Genomic DNA, 19,669 nt, shown 5'->3' on the forward strand with positions numbered 1-19,669 from the left:
TGGAGCAAATGATGCTCTGGCTCCGACAGCCGGCTTGGCGGAGCCAGAACACGTCTGGGATGGAAACCATGAAAAAAACCTATCACGGCAGCTGCCATTGCGGCGCGGTGAGTTTCGAAGCCGAAATCGACCTCGCCGAAGGCATCCGTAAATGCAATTGCAGCTTCTGCTGGAAGCTCGGCTACCGGAAATCCTTCGCAGCCTATGAAGCCGTGCGGGTGACGGACGGCCGCGACCGGATGCGGGAATACAAGGCGACGCCGTCGAACTGGCCGGAAGGCGACATCAACCACTATATGTGCCCGAACTGCGGCGCGAATTTTCTCTCGCGCGGCTATCTCGACTTCATGGGCGGGAATTTCTGGGCGGTGAACGTCGCCTGCCTCGACGACGTCACCGAAGAGGAACTCGCCGCAGCACCAATTGTCTACGAGGACGGCAAGCGCGACAGGCAGGACCAGGCGCCTGACATCACCGGCTATCTATAGGCGCTGCTTGGACGCGGCTCTTTCCTTCTCCCCTTTGTGGGAGAAGGTGGCCGAGCCCACGGGTCTTGCCTCCGGCAAGCCCGAGGACAGGCTCCGCTCGGTCGGATGAGGGGTGTTCCAGCTTGGCACCGACCGCACTCCGTCCAACACCCCTCTTCCGTCTCGGCGCTGCGCGCCGCTCCACCTTCTCCCACAAGGGGAGAAGGAANACCGCACTCCGTCCAACACCCCTCTTCCGTCTCGGCGCTGCGCGCCGCTCCACCTTCTCCCACAAGGGGAGAAGGAAAGAAGAGGCGTTCAGTGATTGTCCCGCGGCACGCCGCGGGTGTGCGCCACATCCTGGTATTTCACCGCCGGCTTCAGCACCATTCCTTCGGAAAACTGGTCGACCATGCCGCGCTGGATCTCCTGCCATGGCGTCTGGTGCTTGGGGTAGTTATAGCCGCCACTGTTCTGCAGCTCGGTGCGACGGCGCGTGATCTCGTCGTCGGTGACGAGAATGTCGGCGGTTCCCTTGCGCAGGTCGATGCGGACGCGATCGCCGGTCTTCAACAGCGCCAGCCCGCCGCCTATGGCGGCTTCGGGCGAGGCGTTGAGGATCGACGGCGAGCCCGACGTGCCTGACTGGCGACCGTCGCCGATGCAGGCCAGCGCATGAATGCCCTTCTTGATGAGATGGGCCGGCGGCTGCATGTTGACGACTTCGGCGCCGCCCGGATAACCGATCGGACCGGCGCCGCGCATGAACAGGATCGTGTGCTCGTCGATGCCTTGCGCCGGATCGTCGATGCGGGCGTGGTAGTCTTCAGGCCCGTCGAAGACCATGGCGTTACCTTCGAAGGCCTCGGGGTCGTTCGGGTTCGACAGATAGCGTTCGCGGAATTCGGGCGAGATGCCGCTGGTCTTCATGATCGCCGAATCGAACAGATTACCTCTAAGATTGATGAAGCCGGCATTGGCCTTCAGCGGCTCGGCGACGGTGCGGATGACGTCGAGATTCTCGTTGACGGTCCCACTGCAATTGTCGCCGATCGTCTTGCCGTTGACGGTCATGGCGTCTGGATGAGGCAACAGCCCGGCCTTCATCAGTTCGGCCACCACCGCCGGCACGCCACCGGCATGATGATAATCCTCGCCGAGATATTCGCCCGACGGCTGCAGGTTGACGATAAGCGGTATCTTGAGGCCGACCTTCTGCCAATCGTCATTGTCGAGTGGCACGCCGAGATGTCGGGCGATGGCATTGAGATGGATCGGCGCGTTGGTCGAGCCGCCGATGGCCGAATTGACGACGATGGCGTTTTCGAAGGCCTGCCGAGTCATGATGTCGGAGGGCTTCAGATCCTCATGCACCATGTCGACTATGCGTTTTCCCGTCTCATAGGCGATCTGGCCACGCTCGCGATAGGGAGCCGGAATCGCGGCTGAGCCCGGCAGCTGCATGCCGAGCGCCTCGGCCAAGGAATTCATGGTGGTGGCGGTGCCCATTGTGTTGCAATAGCCGGTGGACGGCGCCGAGGACGCGACGATGTCCATGAACTCGTCATAGCCGATCTCGCCCGCCGACAGGCGCTGGCGCGATTCCCAGACGATGGTGCCGGAGCCGGTGCGCTTGCCCTTGTGCCAGCCGTTGAGCATCGGGCCGACCGACAGCGCGATAGCCGGAATGTTGACGGTGGCGGCGGCCATCAAAAGGGCCGGCGTCGTCTTGTCGCAGCCGATGGTGAGTACAACGCCGTCGAGCGGGTAGCCATAGAGCACCTCGACCAGGCTGAGATAGGCGAGGTTGCGGTCGAGTGCCGCGGTCGGGCGTTTGCCCGTCTCCTGGATCGGGTGGCACGGGAACTCGAAAGGGATGCCGCCCATCGACACGATGCCCTCGCGCACGCGCTTGGCCAGTTCGAGGTGATGGCGGTTGCAGGGCGACAGATCCGAGCCGGTCTGGGCGATGCCGATCAGCGGCTTACCCGACATCAGTTCGGCACGCGTCAGCCCGTAATTCAGGTAGCGCTCGAGGTAAAGCGCCGTCATCCCCGGATTATCGGGATTGTCGAACCACTCCTGCGAGCGAAATTTCTTTTTTTGTGTGGGTGCGCCGGCCATCATGGTCTCCGTATTTGTATGACAAATCGATATGACAACGCGCGAGAGCAGGCAAGAGGCACGCGCCATCCGATTCCGGACTTTGGTGCGATAGACATACATCTGGCCCCGCGCTAGACGGGATCGGGGTTTGTCAATTTTGTATCCGGGAGATTTTGATGGCTTTGGTGATCGAAGGCGAGGAACGCATCGCCGCACCCCTGCAAAAGGTTTGGGAGGCGCTGAACGACCCGGACGTTCTGAGGCAGACCATTCCGGGCTGCCAGAGCCTCGAAAAGAAGTCGGACACCGAGATGGGCGCGACCGTGGTGCTCAAGATCGGCCCGATCAAGGCGACGTTCAACGGCGAGGTGACGCTGAAGAACCTCAAGCCGCCGCACTCCTACACCATCCAGGGCGAAGGCAAGGGTGGCATCGCCGGCTTCGCAAAAGGCGGCGCCGATGTGACGCTGACCGCCGATGGACCGGAGGCGACAATCCTGAAATATGCGGCCAAGGCCGATGTCGGCGGAAAGATCGCCCAGCTTGGCAGCCGGCTGATCGAATCGACGTCGAAGAAACTTGCCGGACAGTTTTTTTCGTCGTTCGGCGAGAAGGTGGGCGCGGCCTAGATCAGGCTTTTCGCACCACCCACTGCCGTCTCACTCAAACACAATGCTCGGCACGGCGGCTTCGGCCGCGCCGCGTTCTTCGTTGACCCTGCCCCAGACCTTTGAGGCGATGTCGCGGTAGATCTTCGCCTCTGCGCCATCGGGCTTCGAGACCACCACCGGCGTGCCGGCATCCGAGCTTTCGCGGATGCCCATTTCGAGCGGCACTTCGCCGAGGAAGGTGACGCCGAGACGCTCGGCCTCGCGGCGCGCGCCGCCATGGCCGAAGATATCGTAGCGCTTGCCGGTGTCGGGGGCGAGGAAATAGCTCATATTCTCGACGATGCCCAACACCGGCACGTCGACCTTCCTGAACATGTTGAGGCCTTTTCGCGCATCGATCAGGGCCAGATCCTGCGGCGTCGAGACGATGACGGCGCCAGCCAACGGCACCTGCTGGGCCATGGTCAGCTGCGCGTCGCCGGTGCCGGGCGGCATGTCGACGACGAGCACATCGAGCGGCCCCCACTCGACCTCGCGCAGCATTTGCGTCAATGCCGACATCACCATCGGCCCGCGCCAGATCATCGGCGTCTCCTCATCGACGAGGAAGCCCATCGACATGACCTTCAGGCCGTAATTCTCCATCGGCTTCAGGACCTTGCCGTCAACGGTCTGCGGCCGGCCATGGATGTTGAGCAGCCGCGGCATGGACGGGCCGTAGATGTCGGCGTCGAGCACGCCGACCCTCAGGCCGTTAGCGGCGAGGCCAAGCGCGATGTTGACGGCAGTGGTCGACTTGCCGACGCCGCCCTTGCCGGAAGCGACGGCGATGATCGCCTCGATGCCGGGCACGCCGCGCTTGCCCTGGCTGTGCGAGGCTGGGGCATGCGGAGCCGGACGTGGCGCGGCGGCGGGTGTGGCCGGCGGCGCGGGCCTGGGGGCAGGCCGCACTGGGACCGGAGCCTCCATGCCGCCGCCTTTCCTTTCCGCTGTCAGCGCGACCACAGCGCCAGCGACACCGGGGATCGCCTTGACGACACGCTCGGCGGCAGCACGCAATGGCTCCATCTCCTGAGCCCGGGCGGCAGGGACGGTGATCGAGAAGAAGACCTTGGCATCGGCGATGAAAATCTCGGAAACCATGCCGAGGTCGACGATGTTGCCGGTGAAATCCGGTCCATTTATCGTCTTCAGGCGCTCGGTGACGATTTCCTTGGTGACGTTTTCCTGGACGGCGGGCATCAGCTTTTCCTCTGCTTTTCCGCTTCAGATAATGCAGTTCCCGAACAGAACCAAGCGGCGGCACAACACGTGCTGCGGCATGCGCCCAGAAACCTGCGTTGGTTTGTAGGGTTTTGCGGGGAGCAACCGTCTTCCAGGAGACACGCCAATCGACAAGTTGCGGTCGCCAGAAGACGAAGCGGCCCTATCTTATTGCACAGCTCTAGGACGTGATCACCGGTAAGGAAAGGAGACCGTCATGCTCGCAAACAGCAATGCAACGGCCAATCTCGCGGTGAAAGATCTGGCGGAGGCCAGATCTTTCTACAAGGGAACGCTCGGCCTGACTGAGGTCCACAACGAGGGTGGCGAACTAATCGTCTACAAATGCGGCGACACCAGCATCAACGTGTATCGCTCGCATTTCGCCGGAACCAACAAGGCGACGGCGGTGACCTGGATGGTCGGCGACGAAATCGACACCGTCGTCAAGGCGCTGAAATCGAAGGGCGTCGTCTTCGAGCACTACGACATGCCGGGCCTGACGCTGGAAGGCGACATCCACGTCGGTCACGGCATGAAGGTTGCCTGGTTCAAGGATCCGGACGGCAACATCCTGAACCTTGTGGACAGGTAAGGTAAGCTTGGACGGCGGCGAAGCTTCGGCCGCATGAGGATTCGCCAAGCAAAAACAGCTTGCATCTGGCGTAACCCCACTTGGCCGGGTAGCGTCCGCTCATGATCGACAAGCTGGAATTCTTCATCGCGTTGGCCAGGGAAGAGCATTTCGGCCGAGCGGCGGAGGTGTGCAGCGTCACCCAGCCGACGCTTTCGGCCGGCATCAAGCAGCTGGAGGGTCAGCTCGGCGTGATGCTGGTATTGCGCGGCTCGCGCTTTCAGGGGCTGACGCCGGAGGGAGAACAGGTGCTGGTATGGGCGCGCCGCATCGTCGGCGATACCCGCACCATGCGCGAGGAGATGCGGGCGGCACGCCACGGCCTTTCGGGGCGCATCCGCATCGCCGCCATCCCGACGGCTCTGGCCATGGTGGCGCGGCTGACGACACCCTTTCGGGCAAAGCATCCCGGTGTCACCTTCTCGGTGCTGTCGCGCACCTCGATCGAGGTGCTGTCGCTGCTCGGCAATTTCGACATCGACGCCGGCATCACCTACCTCGACAACGAGCCGCTGGGGCGGGTGACCAGCGTGCCGCTCTATGACGAGCGCTATCAACTGATCACCGCGGTCGGAAACCCGTATTCCGACCGCGACAAAGTGACATGGGCGGAACTCAGCCAGCTGCCGCTCTGCCTGCTGACGCCGGACATGCAGAACCGTCGCATCATCGACCAGCATTTGGCCGAAGCCGGCACACAGGTGCGGCCGACACTCGAATCCAATTCGATGATCGTGCTGTTCTCCCATATCCGTACCGGCAAATGGTCGTCGATCATGCCGCTCAACCTCTCGGAAACATTCGGCTTTTCCGAGCCGATCCGGGCCATTCCGATTGTCGATCCGGACGCCAGCCACACCGTCGGGCTGGTGGCGACGCCGCGCGAGCCGCACACGCCGCTGGTCTCGGCGCTGCTGGACGAGGCGATGGCGCTAGCAGACGATTTCCGCGCCCGCCGCTGAGCTAGAGATTGCAGGCTGGACCGCAGCGATAGAAGATTTCTATCGAGCAACGGATCAGCTTTATTGATTTGGTGGGTTTCCTCTGATTTCCTAAGCACTTAGCGGTAGATTACTACGACCAGGGAGGGCGCTGCATGACAATGCAGCCTGCAGGTACCGAGATCGCGTCGCGCACGGCGGCGATCGTCCAGGAGCTGAAGGGCCTCGAAGGCCCGCTATTGCCGATCCTCCACGGCATCCAGGAAGAGTTCGGCCATGTGCCGCAGGACGCGCTGCCTGTCATCGCCGAGGCGCTGAACATCTCCAAGGCGGAGGTGCACGGCGTCGTCACCTTCTATCATGACTACCGCAGCCACCCGGCCGGAAGGCATGTGCTGAAGCTCTGCCAGGCGGAAGCTTGCCAGTCGATGGGCTCGGACGCCATTGCCGCCAAGCTCAAGCAATTGCTGGGCATCGGCTTCCACGAGACCGCCCGCGACGGATCGGTGACGCTGGAGCCGGTCTACTGCCTCGGCCTTTGCGCCTGCGCGCCATCGGCAATGCTGGACGGCGAGGTGATCGGCCGGCTCGATGACGAAAAGCTCGACGAGATCGCTGCCGAGGTGCGTTCATGATCCCGCGCATCTACGTTCCCGGCGATTCCGGCGCGCTGGCGCTCGGTGCTGAAAAGGTCGCCAAGGCGGTCGAAAAGGAATTGGCCGATCGCGGTATCGAGGCCAAGATCGTTCGCAATGGTTCGCGCGGCGCCTATTTCCTCGAGCCGATGGTTGAGGTGGCGACAGCCAATGGCCGCGTCGCCTATGGGCCGGTAAAGCCGTCCGACGTCAAAAGCCTTTTCGACTGTGGCTTTCTCACCGGCGGCTACCACAAGCGCTGGTTGGGTGCACCCGACAAGATCCCGTTCCTGGCTAAGCAGACGCGGCTGACCTTCGCGCGCTGCGGCGTCATCAATCCGCTGTCGCTCGATCACTACAAGGCGCATGGCGGGCTGAAGGGCCTGCAGAACGCCGTGGGACTAGCGCCGGCCGACATCGTCAAGCAAGTCACCGAGTCGGGCCTGCGCGGCCGCGGCGGCGCCGGCTTCCCGACCGGCATCAAATGGAAAACGGTGCTCGAAACGACGGCCGACAAAAAGTACATCGTCTGCAATGCCGACGAGGGCGACAGCGCAACCTTCGCCGACCGCATGATCATGGAGGGCGACCCCTTCGTGCTGATCGAAGGCATGGCGATCGCCGGCATCGCCACCGGCGCGACCAAGGGCTTTGTCTATATCCGCTCGGAATATCCGCATGCGGTGGCAATGATGGAGAAGGCGGTCGAGGTCGCCCGCAAGGCCGGCCTGCTCGGCGTCAATGTGCTGGGCTCGCCCAACGCCTTCGACATGGAAATTCGCGTCGGCGCCGGCGCTTATGTCTGCGGCGAGGAAACCTCGCTGCTCAACAGCCTCGAAGGCAAGCGCGGCGTCGTTCGCGCCAAGCCGCCACTGCCGGCCATCCAGGGCCTGTTCGGCAAGCCGACGGTGATCAATAATGTCATCTCGCTGGCCTCGGTGCCTGTGATCATGGACAAGGGTGCTGCCTTCTACAAGAATTTCGGCATGGGCCGCTCGCGCGGCACCATTCCGATCCAGATCGCCGGCAACGTCAGATATGGCGGCCTGTTCGAGGCGGCGTTCGGCATGACGCTTGGCGAGATCGTCGACGACATCGGCGGTGGCACGGCCACTGGACGGCCGGTCAAGGCGGTACAGGTCGGGGGTCCGTTGGGAGCTTATTTTCCCCGCTCCCTGTTCGACACGCCTTTCGATTACGAGGCATTCGCCGCCAAGGACGGGCTGATCGGCCACGCCGGCATCACCGTCTTCGACGACACAGCCGACATGCTGAGGCAAGCGCGCTTCGCCATGGAGTTCTGCGCCATCGAAAGCTGCGGCAAGTGCACGCCGTGCCGCATCGGCTCGACGCGCGGCGTCGAGACGATCGACAAGATCGCCAGGGGTATAGAGCCGGAAAAGCAGATCGAGCTGGTGACCGACCTCTGCAACACGATGAAGTTCGGTTCGCTCTGCGCGCTGGGTGGCTTCACGCCCTACCCGGTGATGAGCGCAATCAACCACTTCCGCGATGATTTCAAGCCGGCGCCGGTCGCCGAAGCAGCAGAATAGGAGTCTCGCCATGGGTCTCGTTCAGGAAATCGACTACGGCACACCGGCCTCGACCTCCGAGAAGCAGGTGACGCTGACCGTCGACGGCTTCACCGTCACCGTGCCGGAAGGCACCTCGATCATGCGCGCCTCGATGGAGGCCGGCATTGCCATCCCGAAGCTTTGCGCCACTGACATGATCGATGCCTTCGGCTCCTGCCGGCTCTGCCTGGTCGAGATCGACGGCCGCAACGGCACGCCTTCTTCATGCACGACGCCGGTGGCGCCGGGTATGGTCGTGCACACGCAGACCGAAAGGCTGAAGGACATTCGCCGCGGCGTGATGGAGCTCTACATCTCCGACCATCCGCTCGACTGCCTGACCTGTGCTGCCAATGGCGACTGCGAATTGCAGACGCAGGCCGGCGTCGTCGGCCTGCGCGACGTGCGCTACGGCTATGAGGGCGACAACCACGTCTTCAAGAAGAATGATGGCGCAGAAAACTTCAAATGGATGGCGAAGGACGAGTCCAACCCGTACTTCACTTATGATCCGTCGAAATGCATCGTCTGCTCGCGCTGCGTGCGAGCCTGCGAGGAGGTGCAAGGCACCTTCGCGCTGACCATCGAGGGCCGCGGCTTCGAAAGCCGCGTGTCGCCCGGCATGCATCAACTGTTCATCGACAGCGAATGCGTGTCCTGCGGCGCCTGCGTGCAGGCCTGCCCGACGGCGACGCTCTCCGAGAAATCGGTGATCAAGATTGGCCAGCCGGAGCATTCGGTGGTCACCACTTGCGCCTATTGCGGCGTCGGCTGCTCGTTCAAGGCCGAAATGCGCGGCGACGAGTTGGTGCGCATGGTGCCCTACAAGGACGGCAAGGCCAACCGTGGCCATAGCTGCGTCAAGGGACGTTTTGCCTACGGCTATTCGACCCACAAGGAGCGCATCCTCAATCCGATGATCCGCGAAAAGGTCACCGATCCATGGCGCGAGGTGTCGTGGGAAGAAGCGCTGACCCACACTGCCAACGAGTTCCGCCGCATCCAGTACCAGTATGGCCGAACCTCGATCGGCGGCATCACCTCGTCGCGCTGCACGAACGAGGAAACCTATCTGGTGCAGAAGCTGATCCGCCAGGGTTTCCGCAACAACAATGTCGATACCTGCGCCCGCGTCTGCCATTCGCCGACCGGCTATGGCCTTGGCCAGACATTCGGCACCTCGGCAGGCACCCAGGATTTCGATTCGATCGAGCAGACCGACGTGGTGATGATCATCGGTGCCAATCCGACCGACGCACATCCGGTGTTTGCGTCGCGCATGAAGAAGCGGTTGCGCAAAGGCGCCAAGCTGATCGTGCTCGACCCGCGCCGCACCGACATCGTGCGCTCGGCGCATATCGAGGCGCAGCATCATCTGCCGCTGAAGCCCGGCACCAATGTCGCCGTGGTCACCGCGCTTGCGCATGTGATCGTCACCGAAGGCCTGTTCGACGAGGCCTTCATCCGCGAGCGCTGCGACTGGGACGAGTTCCAGGACTGGGCGTCGTTCGTGGCGCTGCCGGAAAACAGCCCGGAAGTGGTCGGCCAGCTTGCCAATGTCGATCCCGAAGAAATCCGCGGCGCCGCACGGCTGTTTGCCACCGGCGGCAATGGCGCGATCTATTACGGCCTCGGCGTGACCGAGCACAGCCAGGGCTCGACCACCGTCATCGCCATCGCCAACCTTGCCATGGCGACCGGCAATATCGGCCGGCCAGGCGTCGGCGTGAATCCGCTGCGCGGCCAGAACAATGTCCAGGGCTCCTGCGATATGGGCTCGTTCCCGCATGAGCTGCCCGGCTATCGCCACATCTCCGGCGACGCGGTACGCGACATCTATGAGAGCCTGTGGGGGGTCAAGCTCGACGACGAGCCCGGCCTGCGCATCCCCAACATGCTGGACGCCGCCGTCGACGGCTCATTCAAGGGCCTCTATGTGCAAGGCGAGGACATTTTGCAGTCCGATCCCGATACCAAGCATGTCGCCGCAGGCCTTGCCGCGATGGAATGTGTCGTCGTACACGATCTCTTCCTCAATGAGACCGCCAACTACGCGCATGTCTTCCTGCCCGGCTCGACTTTCCTCGAGAAGGACGGCACCTTCACCAATGCCGAACGCCGCATCAACCGCGTGCGCAAGGTGATGGCGCCGAAGAACGGGCTGGCCGACTGGGAAGTGACGCAGAAGCTCGCACAGATGATGGGGCTTGCCTGGAATTACCAGCATCCGTCCGAAATCATGGATGAGATTGCCAAGACGACTCCGAGCTTCGCCAAGGTTTCCTACGATTATCTGGAAAAGATGGGCTCGGTGCAGTGGCCGTGCAACGAGCACGCGCCGGAAGGCACGCCGATCATGCATATCAGCGGCTTCGTGCGCGGCAAGGGCAAGTTCATCCGCACCGAATATGTGGCGACCGACGAGAGGACGGGACCGCGCTTCCCGCTGCTGCTGACCACCGGCCGCATCCTGTCGCAGTACAATGTCGGCGCGCAGACCAGGCGTACCGACAATATCATGTGGCACAGCGAGGACCGGCTCGAGATCCACCCGCATGACGCCGAAAACCGCGGCCTGCGCGACGGCGACTGGGTCCGCCTGACCAGCCGCTCCGGCGAGACGACGCTGCGCGCGCTGATCACCGACAAAGTGTCGCCGGGCGTGGTCTATACGACGTTCCACCACCCCGACACGCAGGCCAACGTCATCACCACCGACTTCTCCGACTGGGCGACCAACTGCCCGGAATACAAGGTGACGGCGGTGCAGGTCGGCGCGTCCAACGGGCCATCGGAATGGCAGCTCGACTATGACGAGCAGGCTCGCAACAGCCGTCGCATCGCGACCTTGGAAGCAGCGGAGTAATCTTTGAGCGCGCGCCGCAAAGCCACGACGCAGATCTCGCGGCTGGCACACCGCGCCGGCGGCACTGCGGCCGCCAACCGGATGGTGCCGGAAGAGACGCCGGTGGCGTTCTCCTTTGCCGGCACCACCCATGCGGTGATGATGGCAAGTCCCGCCGATTTCGAGGATTTCGCGCTCGGCTTCTCGCTGACCGAGGGCATTATCGCCGACCGGCAAGAAATTGAGGCGATCGAAGTCGAAGATCACGGCGCCGGCATCGACATCCAGATCAGGCTAAAGGACCAGGCCAATACGCGCTTCGAGGCGCGGCGCCGGCGGCTGGCCGGACCGGTCGGCTGCGGGCTGTGCGGCATCGAGTCGATCGAGGAGGCGATGCGCTCGGTCGAGACGGTCGGTTCGTCAAAACTTACGCTTGCGGCGGACGACATCGTCCGTTCGGTCAAGCTTTTGTCGAGAGTGCAGCCGCTGCATGCCGAGACCGGCGCGGTCCACGCCGCCGGTTTTTATATCTCCGGCAAGGGCATCGTCATGGCGCGCGAGGATGTCGGCCGCCACAATGCGCTCGACAAGCTGGCCGGGGCACTCGCCAGAGCCGGCATCGATGGCACCTTGGGTGCCGTCGTGGTGACATCGCGCGTTTCGGTCGAGATGGTGCAGAAGACGGCGGCGATCGGCGCTGCGTTCATCATCGCCGTTTCGGCGCCGACGGCACTTGCCATCCGCACCGCCGAGGACGCCGGCATGACGCTGGTGGCTTTGGTGCGCGGCAATGATTTCGATATCTTCACCCACCCCGAACGGGTGGTTTCCGGAGTTGCCAAGCATGTCGCATGACGAAGGCCACATCATGAGCACCAGCGAGAAGCTGGTCCGCATGGCCAACCAGATCGCCGCCTTTTTTCACTCCAAGCCGCGCGAGGAAGGCATTGCCGGCGTCGCCGAGCATATCAACAAGTTCTGGGAACCGAGGATGCGGCGGCAGTTGTTCGAAATGCTGGACGGCGGTGGCGAAGGCTTCAACGAGCTTGTCGTGGCCGCCTCGGCAAGGATCAAGCGGCCGGCTGCACCGGAAGCAGTGGGCTTCCGCGCCGATGCCGGGGGCGTCGTTCCAGGCGGCAAAGGCCCAGGGGCCGGTGAGTCGAATGCCGGGATCGCCGCTTCGCAGAAGTAGCCGGCAAACGTGCCTCTCATGGCCCATACGCCTGCATTCCCATCTTCTAACGTTTGATCTGCCGTAAGCGTCGCGCCTCTGCTATGTTGAGCGACCAGAAATCGTCGGGCCGGGCGGACAAATCTCGTGAGGCCGATCGAAACTCGATACGCCCGAAGTGGCGACGTGCGGATCGCCTATCAGGTGGTCGGCCAGGGATCGTTCGATCTCGTTTTCGTGCCGGGCTTCATTTCCAATCTCGACCTGCACTGGGAAGACGAAGGCTACAGCCGGCTGCTGAAGCGGCTTTCAGCCTTCTCGCGGCTGATCCTGTTCGACAAGCGCGGCACCGGCCTGTCGGACCGCATCGATACCCATCACCTACCTGGTCTTGAAACCCGCATGGACGACGTGCGTGCTGTGATGGATGCCGCCGGCAGCGGCCGAGCGGCATTGCTGGGTGCTTCGGAAGGCGCGCCGATGGCGATGCTGTTCGCTGCCACCTATCCGGAGCGGACGCGGGCGCTGGTGCTCTATGGCGGCTATGCGCATTTCCACAAATGGGTGATGCCGCCGGAACGCCTCGACGCCTTCATCGAGATGACCGAGACGGCATGGGGCACCGGCGCCACCTTGCCGCATTTCGCACCTGGCCGGGTCGACGATCCCCGTTTTGCAACATGGTGGGGGCGCTTCGAGCGGCTGTCGGCGAGCCCGACGGCGGCAGCGGCGCTGGCGCGCATGAATGCGGCAGTCGATGTGCGCGGCGTGCTGGCGGCGATCGGCGCACCAACGCTGCTGATCCATCGCCGCAACGATGCACGGGTCGACCCCGACGCCAGCCGTTTCCTGGCCAGAAAGATCGCGAATGCGCGACTGGTCGAGGTGCCAGGGCGCGACCACCCGATCTGGACCGGCGACGTGGACCGCGTGGCGGACCTGACCGAGGAATTCCTGACCGGCAGGCACGCCGTGGCCGAGGTGGAGCGTGTGCTGGCTGCGCTTTTGGTGACGCGCATCTACGATACGGCAAGGCTCGGTGACCGCATGTGGAGCGAGCGGAGCCAGCGTTTCCTGGAGACTTGGCGGCTGCTGGTCGGGCGCCATGGCGGCCGCACTGCAGGCACGCATGGCGAGATGATGATCTCGCGCTTCGACGGACCGGCGCGCGCCATACGCTGCGCGGCGGCGCTGCGTGATGCGGCAAAGGGGATCGGCGTGGCCAGCGCACAGGGTATGCATGTCGGCGAGATTGAATCGCGCGGGCCGCCAACGGGGCTGACGGCGCGCGTGACGATGCAGCTCGCCGCCCATGCCGCCCGCGGCGACATCCTGGCTTCCCGGCTGGTGGCCGACCTGGCAACCGGTTCGGGACTTCATTTCGCCGATGCCGGCCGGATCACGCTCGACGAGCTGGGCGAGCCGCTGGCAACGGTCCTGGCGACGTCCGAGCAGCATCTGGAGCCGGCCTGCCACTCCAGGATCAAGGCGACTGAGCCGGCTGCGCTGACGGCGCGCGAAAGCGAGGTGGTGAGCCTTATCGCCGACGGCAAGAGCAATGCCGCCATCGCCGCCGAGCTCAGGCTGAGCGAGCATACGGTCAAGCGCCACGTCGCCAACATACTGCTCAAGCTGGACTTGCCGTCGCGGGCCGCGGCGGCGGCTTTCTCGGCCAGGCACACTGGCCCGGACGGGCCATGAGAGCCATGGCGCTTTCGGGCGAAGCTGCCATAGCAGCATAAGCGCTATCAATTCTTCTCATCCAGGCCAGGCTGACGTCGCCGGGAAGGGGCTGGGATGGGAAGGGAGGATGAAATGCTGAAATGGAAGATCCAATCATTGGTGATGGCGGCGGGCGTTGGCGCATTGCTGACTATTGCCCCGGCAAAGGCCGAGGATGCTTCGGCGACGGCTGCCTACAAGGATATCGAGGCGACGCTCGGCTCGGTGCCCGACATGTTCAAGACGCTGCCGGACGTCGCTGTCGCCGGCGCCTGGGCCGAGATCAAAGGGGTGCAGCTCAACCCGAGCACCGCGCTTGACGGCAAGACCAAGGAGTTGATGGGCCTCGCTGTCGCGGCGCAGATCCCCTGCCAGTACTGCGTCTATCACGCAGGCAGCCAAGCTCAACGGCGTCACCGACGAGGAGATCAAGGAGGCCTTGGCGATGGCGGCGATCGTACGCCACTGGTCGACGATGCTCAACGGCAGCCAGATCGACCTCGCAACCTTCAAGCAGCAGGCCGATGAGGTGTTCGCCGCCGTCAAGGTGAAGTCGAATTGAGGCAGTGCTCAAAGTCTTGGAGCGTCCTTTGTGCATCCAAGCGGATGCACGGCGCTCCAACCGCTCCCCGTCGATGACCGCCGGGCAGCGCTTCTGATCATCAACCGCCCGATCGTGAAGACGGGCACATGGAGGATAAAATGCCGCCCAAGACACAGCCGGTGAATGGCGCGGCGATCAAGAATGCGATCGAAGGCCGTGACGGAAAAATGCTCGCGAGCTTCTATGCCGATGACGCGCTGGTGCGGGTGATCGACCGCAACAATCCGCCGAGCAAGCCCCGCGAAATTCGCGGACGCGCGGCGATCAGCACATTCTGGGACGACATCTGCAGCCGGGCGATGACCCACAAGGTCGACACCACCATCGCCGATGGCGACAACCTCGCCTTCACCCAGGCATGCGCCTATCCGGACGGCACGAAAGTGTTCTGCGCGGCGATGCTGGAGCTGAAGGACGGCCAGATTGCGCGGCAGACCGTCGTGCAGGCATGGGACGAGTGAGGAGGTAGCGATGTCAGCGCCAGGTGGCAGATCGATGCCGGCAGGCAGATGAGGGGCGGAACCAGCTGAGCAAGACTTGTGCTGCCCCTCATCCGGCCCTTCGGGCCACCTTCTCCCCGTCAACGGGCCGTCAACGGGGAGAAGGAAAAGGCACTATCCGTGCGCCACCATCACATGGCGGACAGCGGTATAATCCTCCAGCGCATAAAGCGACATGTCCTTGCCATAGCCGGACTGTTTCAGCCCACCATGCGGCATCTCATTGGTCAGCATGAAGTGGGTGTTGATCCAGGTGCAGCCATATTGCAGCCGGGCTGCTGTCGCCATGGCGCGCGAAACGTCCTTCGTCCATACCGACGATGCCAAGCCGTAGTCGCTGTCATTGGCCCAGTTCACCGCCTCGTCGACCTCGGAAAAACGAGTGACGGAGACAACCGGGCCGAATACTTCGCGGCGCACGATCTCGTCTTCCTGCAGCGCGCCGGCGACGACGGTCGGCTGGTAGAAGAAGCCGGAGCCTTCGCCCGGCTTGCCGCCGGTGGTGATCTCGATGTGCTTCAGCTCCGAGGCGCGTTCGACGAAGCTCGAAACGCGGTCGCGCTGGCGGCGTGAGATGAGCGGCCCGATCTCGTTCTCGGTGTCGTCGGGGCGGTTGTACTTGATGGTCGAGACGGCCGAGGAAAGGTCGGCGACGAGCTTGTCGTAGATCTTCCTGCCGGCATAGATGCGGCAGGCGGCGGTGCAGTCCTGGCCGGCATTGTAGTAGCCGAAGGCGCGCAGGCCATTGACCACCGCGTCGAGATCGGCGTCGTCGAAGACGATGACCGGCGCCTTGCCGCCGAGTTCCAGATGCGTGCGCTTGACCGATTTGGCGGCGGCCTGCAGCACCTTCTTGCCGGTAGCGACGTCGCCGGTGATCGAGATCATGTTGATTTTCGGGTGGTTGATCAGCGTGTTGCCGACACTGTCGCCTCTGCCGAGCACGACGTTGACGACGCCTTCCGGCAGGATGTCGGCGAGGATCTTGGCCAGCTTCAATGCGGTCAGCGGCGTCTGCTCGGACGGCTTGAAGACGACGGTATTGCCGCCGGCAATCGCCGGCGCCAGCTTCCAGGCCATCATCATCAACGGATAGTTCCACGGCGCAATCGAAGCGACGACGCCGATTGCGTCGCGGCGGACCATCGAAGTGTGGCCGGGAATGTATTCGCCAGCGACCTGGCCGGGCATCGAGCGGACAGCGCCGGCAAAGAAGCGGTAGCAGTCGACGATTGCCGGGATTTCGTCGTTGAGCACGGCATTGATCGGCTTGCCGCAATTGAGCGCCTCGAGTGCTGCGAAATCCTTCGCGCCGGCCTCGATGCGATCGGCGATCTTCAGGAGATAACCGGAGCGCTGCGCCGGCGTCGTGCGCGACCAGGTGACGAAAGCCTTTTCGGCCGCCAGCACCGCCGCCTCGATCTGCGCCTGGCTGGCTTCAGGCAGGTTGAGGATGGTCGCCCCGGTCTTGGGATTGAGGATTGGCTCCTCGGTTTCGGTGCCCTTCTCGAATTTCGAGCCGATCAGCATCTTTGTGTCCATGGAAGTCTCTCCCTTATGGATGCTTGACGTCATTTGCCCGAACCGGCGATCTGGTCGCCGTCGCGGGTCAGGTAGTAAGCAAGAAGGATGGGCAGCAGCGTCACCAGCACGACGACCATGGCCACGACATTGGTGACCGGGCGCTGGCGCGGACGGATCAGTTCCTCCAGCATCCAGATCGGCAGCGTCTGCTGCTGGCCGGCGGTGAAGGTGGTGACGATGACCTCGTCGAACGACAGGGCAAAGGCGAGCATGCCGCCGGCGAGCAGAGCGGTGGCGATGTTGGGCAGCACGACATAGCGAAAGGTCTGGAAGCCGTCGGCGCCAAGGTCCATCGATGCCTCGATCATCGAGCCGGAGGTGCGGCGAAAGCGGGCGACGGCGTTGTTATAGACAACGACAACGCAGAAGGTGGCGTGGCCGAGCACGATCGTCCAGAACGAGAATGGAATCTCGGCCAGCGAAAAGGCCGAACGCAGCGCGATGCCGGTGATGATGCCGGGCAGCGCGATCGGCAGGATGACCAGCAGCGAGATGGTTTCGCGGCCAAAGAACTGTGTTCGCGAAACGGCGGCCGCGCAGAGCGTGCCGAGGACCAGGGCGACGAGGGTCGAGATGGCGGCGACCCGCACCGACAGCGACAGCGCTTGCCACACGTCCGGGCGGTTCCAGGTGACGGCGAACCACTGCGTCGTCAGTCCCGGCGGCGGCCAGACGAAGCTCTTTTCCTCGGTCGTGAAGGCATAGATAAAGATCAGGAGGATCGGCAGATGCAGGAACAGCAAACCGCAGGCAGCGGCGATCTTTAGGCCGAGAGGAGCGGATGGTGAGCCATCAGAGCGCATCGAAAGCCCCCATGCGCTTGGCGCCCCAGAGGTAGAAGCCCATGATGACGATGGGCACCACGGTGAAGGCGGCGGCGAGCGGAATATTGCCGGCGGTGCCTTGCTGCGAGTAGACGGCCTGGCCGATGAACAGCCGCGAGGTGCCGATGATCTGCGGGATGATGTAATCGCCGAGCGTCAGCGAGAAGGTGAAGATCGAGCCGGCGACGATGCCAGGCAGCGCCAGCGGGAACAGCACGTTGCGGAAGGTCTGGCCGGGCGAAGCGCCAAGGTCCGACGAGGCCTCGACCAGATTGCCGGGCACGCGCTCGAGTGCCGCCTGCACCGGCAGGATCATGAAGGGCAGCCAGACATAGACGAAGACGATGAAGGTGCCGGTTGGTGACACCGACAGAGAATTGCCGCCGACGATCGGCAGCGACAGCCAGCCATCGAGCAGCCATAGAAGATGCAGCTTGGCGAGCAGCCAGGTCAGAATGCCTTCCTTGGCGAGGATGAGCTTCCAGGCGTAGATCTTGACCAGATAGCTCGACCACAGCGGCAGCATGATGCCGAGATAGAACAGCGCCTTCCAGCGGCCGCGCGCATAGCGCGCCGCGTAATAGGCGATGGGGAAGGCGATGATCGCGGAGGCGAGCGTGACCAGGGCCGCCATCGTCACCGTGCGCAGGATGATGTCGAGATTGGCGGCCTGCAGCAGGTCGCCATAGGTCTTCAGCGTGAACTGCCGGTTTATGAGGCCGGAGAATTCGTCGATGGAGAAAAAACTCTGCAAGAGCAGCGCGAACAGCGAACCGATATAGACGATGCCGAGCCACAGCACCGGCGGCAGCAGCATCAACAGCAGCAGCAGCTTCGGCTTGCGCCAGAACAGGTCCGACAGGGCGCCGCGCAGGCCGCCGGCGCGGGGAAGGAGGGCTGGGGCAGGTTTTGCCTGGGTCGCAGTCAGAGTCATGGTTTCTTCGACCGGCCGCGTTCCTTCGCGCCCCCCTCTGTCCTGCCGGACAGTCCGGCAGGACAGAGGGGGGCGCCGTGAAGCGCCGCACTTGGCCTGTCAGCCAAGACTTTCCTCACCGCCATCATGCCGGCTCGTCCATCAAATGCAAATGCTCGCGGTTGAAGGTGAGCATGACCGCCTCGCCTTCCCTGGGCAATTTCGCACCGGCCGGCACGATCGCATGCAATCTCAACCCGTCGGCGTCGAGCGCCAGTCTTGTCGTAGCGCCGAGATAATTGGTCGAGACGAGACGAGCGGCAACGCCGTCGCCCTTGGCCGCCCGGCCGATGCGAATGGATTCAGGGCGCAGGCTGCCCCAGCGATGCTGGCCGGAATAACGCTGGACGAAGTCCGGCGGCAGCACATTGGACGAGCCGACGAAATCGGCAACGAAGCGCGTCTTCGGGCGCTGGTAGATGTCCTCCGGCGTGCCGATCTGCATGATCCTGCCGTCGTTGAAGACGGCGACGCGATCGGCCATCGAAAGGGCCTCGCCCTGGTCGTGGGTGACGAAGACGAAGGTGATGCCGAGCGCCTTCTGCAGCGACTTCAGCTCCTCCTGCATGTTCTCGCGCAGCTTGAGGTCGAGCGCGCCAAGCGGCTCGTCGAGCAAAAGCACCTTGGGCTGGTTGACCAGGGCGCGGGCGAGCGCGACGCGCTGGCGCTGACCGCCGGAAAGCTGGCCGGGACGGCGGGCGCCGTAGCCCGGAAGCCGCACCAGCGACAATGCCTCCTCGGCCGCTTTCTGCCGCTCGAGCTTGCCGACACCCTTGACCATCAGCCCATAGGCGACATTGTCGAGCACGTTCAGATGCGGAAACAGCGCGTAGTCCTGAAAGACGGTGTTGACGTTGCGGCGATAGGGCGGAACGCCTTCGGCGCGTTCGCCGAAAATGGAGATCGAGCCCGATGTCGGCTGCTCGAAGCCGGCGATCAGACGCAGGCAGGTCGTCTTGCCGGAACCGGAAGGTCCGAGCATGGCAAAGAACTCGCCCGGCACGATGTCGAGATCGACCATATCGACGGCGCGCACGCTGCCGAAATGGCGCGAGACTTTTTGGAAGGAAACGGCTGATGTCATGGGCTGTCAGTCTGTTGCCGGTTTGATGTGTTGACATCGCCGGCGCCGCCACGGATAGCGGGCGGGGCCAGCGAACTGCGCGGCACCCTACCTCCCCCTTGTGGGGAGGTCGCGGCGAAGCCGCGGGTGGG

17 protein-coding genes and 1 pseudogene are annotated in these 19,669 nt (G+C 63.6%); 12 read left to right on the forward strand and 6 right to left on the reverse strand.

The annotated features are described in order from the left end of the window. Positions 1-68: 68 nt before the first annotated feature. A complete protein-coding gene (locus CIT26_RS17200; RefSeq protein WP_095493725.1) occupies positions 69-488 on the forward strand; it encodes a GFA family protein in 420 nt (139 codons plus the stop codon). Positions 489-785: 297 nt separating this feature from the next. Here CIT26_RS17200 and CIT26_RS17205 read toward each other — a convergent pair whose 3' ends face one another. Next, positions 786-2,591, reverse strand: a complete 1,806-nt coding sequence (locus tag CIT26_RS17205; protein ID WP_095493676.1) for an IlvD/Edd family dehydratase — start codon at positions 2,589-2,591, stop codon at positions 786-788. Positions 2,592-2,749: 158 nt separating this feature from the next. On the opposite strand from CIT26_RS17205, the gene CIT26_RS17210 reads away from it, so the two are divergent. Further along, on the forward strand, positions 2,750-3,202 hold the full coding sequence (locus tag CIT26_RS17210) for an SRPBCC family protein (RefSeq protein WP_095493677.1): 453 nt from the start codon (positions 2,750-2,752) through the stop codon (positions 3,200-3,202). Positions 3,203-3,232: 30 nt separating this feature from the next. Here the strand turns inward: CIT26_RS17210 and CIT26_RS17215 are convergent, their stop codons facing one another. Beyond that, positions 3,233-4,426 carry an Mrp/NBP35 family ATP-binding protein gene (locus tag CIT26_RS17215; protein ID WP_095493678.1) on the reverse strand — a complete coding sequence of 398 codons (1,194 nt, stop codon included), beginning with the start codon at positions 4,424-4,426 and terminating at the stop codon, positions 3,233-3,235. Between the two features lie 238 nt (positions 4,427-4,664). Between CIT26_RS17215 and CIT26_RS17220 the strand changes: the two genes are divergently transcribed. The 10 genes and pseudogenes from CIT26_RS17220 to CIT26_RS17265 all read left to right on the forward strand — a co-directional run bounded on the left by CIT26_RS17220 (position 4,665) and on the right by CIT26_RS17265 (position 15,034). Beyond that, positions 4,665-5,042: a VOC family protein gene (locus CIT26_RS17220; RefSeq protein WP_095493679.1), complete on the forward strand. Its 378-nt coding sequence runs from the start codon at positions 4,665-4,667 to the stop codon at positions 5,040-5,042. A gap of 101 nt (positions 5,043-5,143) precedes the next feature. Further along, complete coding sequence (locus tag CIT26_RS17225; protein WP_095493680.1) at positions 5,144-6,043, forward strand: LysR family transcriptional regulator; 900 nt, start codon at positions 5,144-5,146, stop codon at positions 6,041-6,043. 134 nt (positions 6,044-6,177) lie between these two features. Further along, positions 6,178-6,657 carry a formate dehydrogenase subunit gamma gene (locus CIT26_RS17230; RefSeq protein WP_095493681.1) on the forward strand — a complete coding sequence of 160 codons (480 nt, stop codon included), beginning with the start codon at positions 6,178-6,180 and terminating at the stop codon, positions 6,655-6,657. Next, positions 6,654-8,210 carry a formate dehydrogenase beta subunit gene (locus CIT26_RS17235; RefSeq protein ID WP_095493682.1) on the forward strand — a complete coding sequence of 519 codons (1,557 nt, stop codon included), beginning with the start codon at positions 6,654-6,656 and terminating at the stop codon, positions 8,208-8,210. The genes CIT26_RS17230 and CIT26_RS17235 overlap by 4 nt, the downstream gene beginning before the upstream one ends. Positions 8,211-8,220: 10 nt before the next feature. After that, a complete protein-coding gene (gene fdhF, locus CIT26_RS17240) occupies positions 8,221-11,097 on the forward strand; it encodes a formate dehydrogenase subunit alpha (protein ID WP_095493683.1) in 2,877 nt (958 codons plus the stop codon). A 3-nt stretch (positions 11,098-11,100) separates the two neighbouring features. After that, complete coding sequence (fdhD, locus tag CIT26_RS17245; RefSeq protein ID WP_095493684.1) at positions 11,101-11,931, forward strand: formate dehydrogenase accessory sulfurtransferase FdhD; 831 nt, start codon at positions 11,101-11,103, stop codon at positions 11,929-11,931. Then, positions 11,921-12,268, forward strand: a complete 348-nt coding sequence (locus CIT26_RS17250) for a formate dehydrogenase subunit delta (protein ID WP_095493685.1) — start codon at positions 11,921-11,923, stop codon at positions 12,266-12,268. Before fdhD ends, CIT26_RS17250 begins: the two co-directional genes overlap by 11 nt. 126 nt (positions 12,269-12,394) lie before the next feature. Next, the gene (locus CIT26_RS17255) at positions 12,395-13,948 is read left to right on the forward strand and encodes an alpha/beta fold hydrolase (protein WP_095493686.1); all 1,554 of its coding nucleotides are present in this window, start codon (positions 12,395-12,397) and stop codon (positions 13,946-13,948) included. A gap of 114 nt (positions 13,949-14,062) precedes the next feature. Then, positions 14,063-14,531: pseudogene (locus tag CIT26_RS38805) on the forward strand (carboxymuconolactone decarboxylase family protein). Between the two features lie 140 nt (positions 14,532-14,671). Further along, entirely contained in the window at positions 14,672-15,034 is a 363-nt protein-coding gene (locus tag CIT26_RS17265) for a nuclear transport factor 2 family protein (RefSeq protein ID WP_095493687.1), read from the forward strand. 153 nt (positions 15,035-15,187) lie between these two features. Here CIT26_RS17265 and CIT26_RS17270 read toward each other — a convergent pair whose 3' ends face one another. The 4 genes from CIT26_RS17270 to CIT26_RS17285 all read right to left on the reverse strand — a co-directional run bounded on the left by CIT26_RS17270 (position 15,188) and on the right by CIT26_RS17285 (position 19,538). Continuing rightward, positions 15,188-16,615 carry a gamma-aminobutyraldehyde dehydrogenase gene (locus CIT26_RS17270; protein ID WP_095493688.1) on the reverse strand — a complete coding sequence of 476 codons (1,428 nt, stop codon included), beginning with the start codon at positions 16,613-16,615 and terminating at the stop codon, positions 15,188-15,190. Between the two features lie 29 nt (positions 16,616-16,644). Then, entirely contained in the window at positions 16,645-17,460 is an 816-nt protein-coding gene (locus CIT26_RS17275) for an ABC transporter permease (RefSeq protein WP_095493689.1), read from the reverse strand. Further along, a complete protein-coding gene (locus tag CIT26_RS17280; protein WP_095493690.1) occupies positions 17,450-18,415 on the reverse strand; it encodes an ABC transporter permease in 966 nt (321 codons plus the stop codon). The genes CIT26_RS17275 and CIT26_RS17280 overlap by 11 nt, the downstream gene beginning before the upstream one ends. A 124-nt stretch (positions 18,416-18,539) precedes the next feature. Further along, positions 18,540-19,538: an ABC transporter ATP-binding protein gene (locus CIT26_RS17285; RefSeq protein ID WP_095493691.1), complete on the reverse strand. Its 999-nt coding sequence runs from the start codon at positions 19,536-19,538 to the stop codon at positions 18,540-18,542. Between the last annotated feature and the right edge of the window lie 131 nt (positions 19,539-19,669).

Source organism: Mesorhizobium temperatum, from assembly GCF_002284575.1.
GTDB lineage: Bacteria > Pseudomonadota > Alphaproteobacteria > Rhizobiales > Rhizobiaceae > Mesorhizobium > Mesorhizobium temperatum.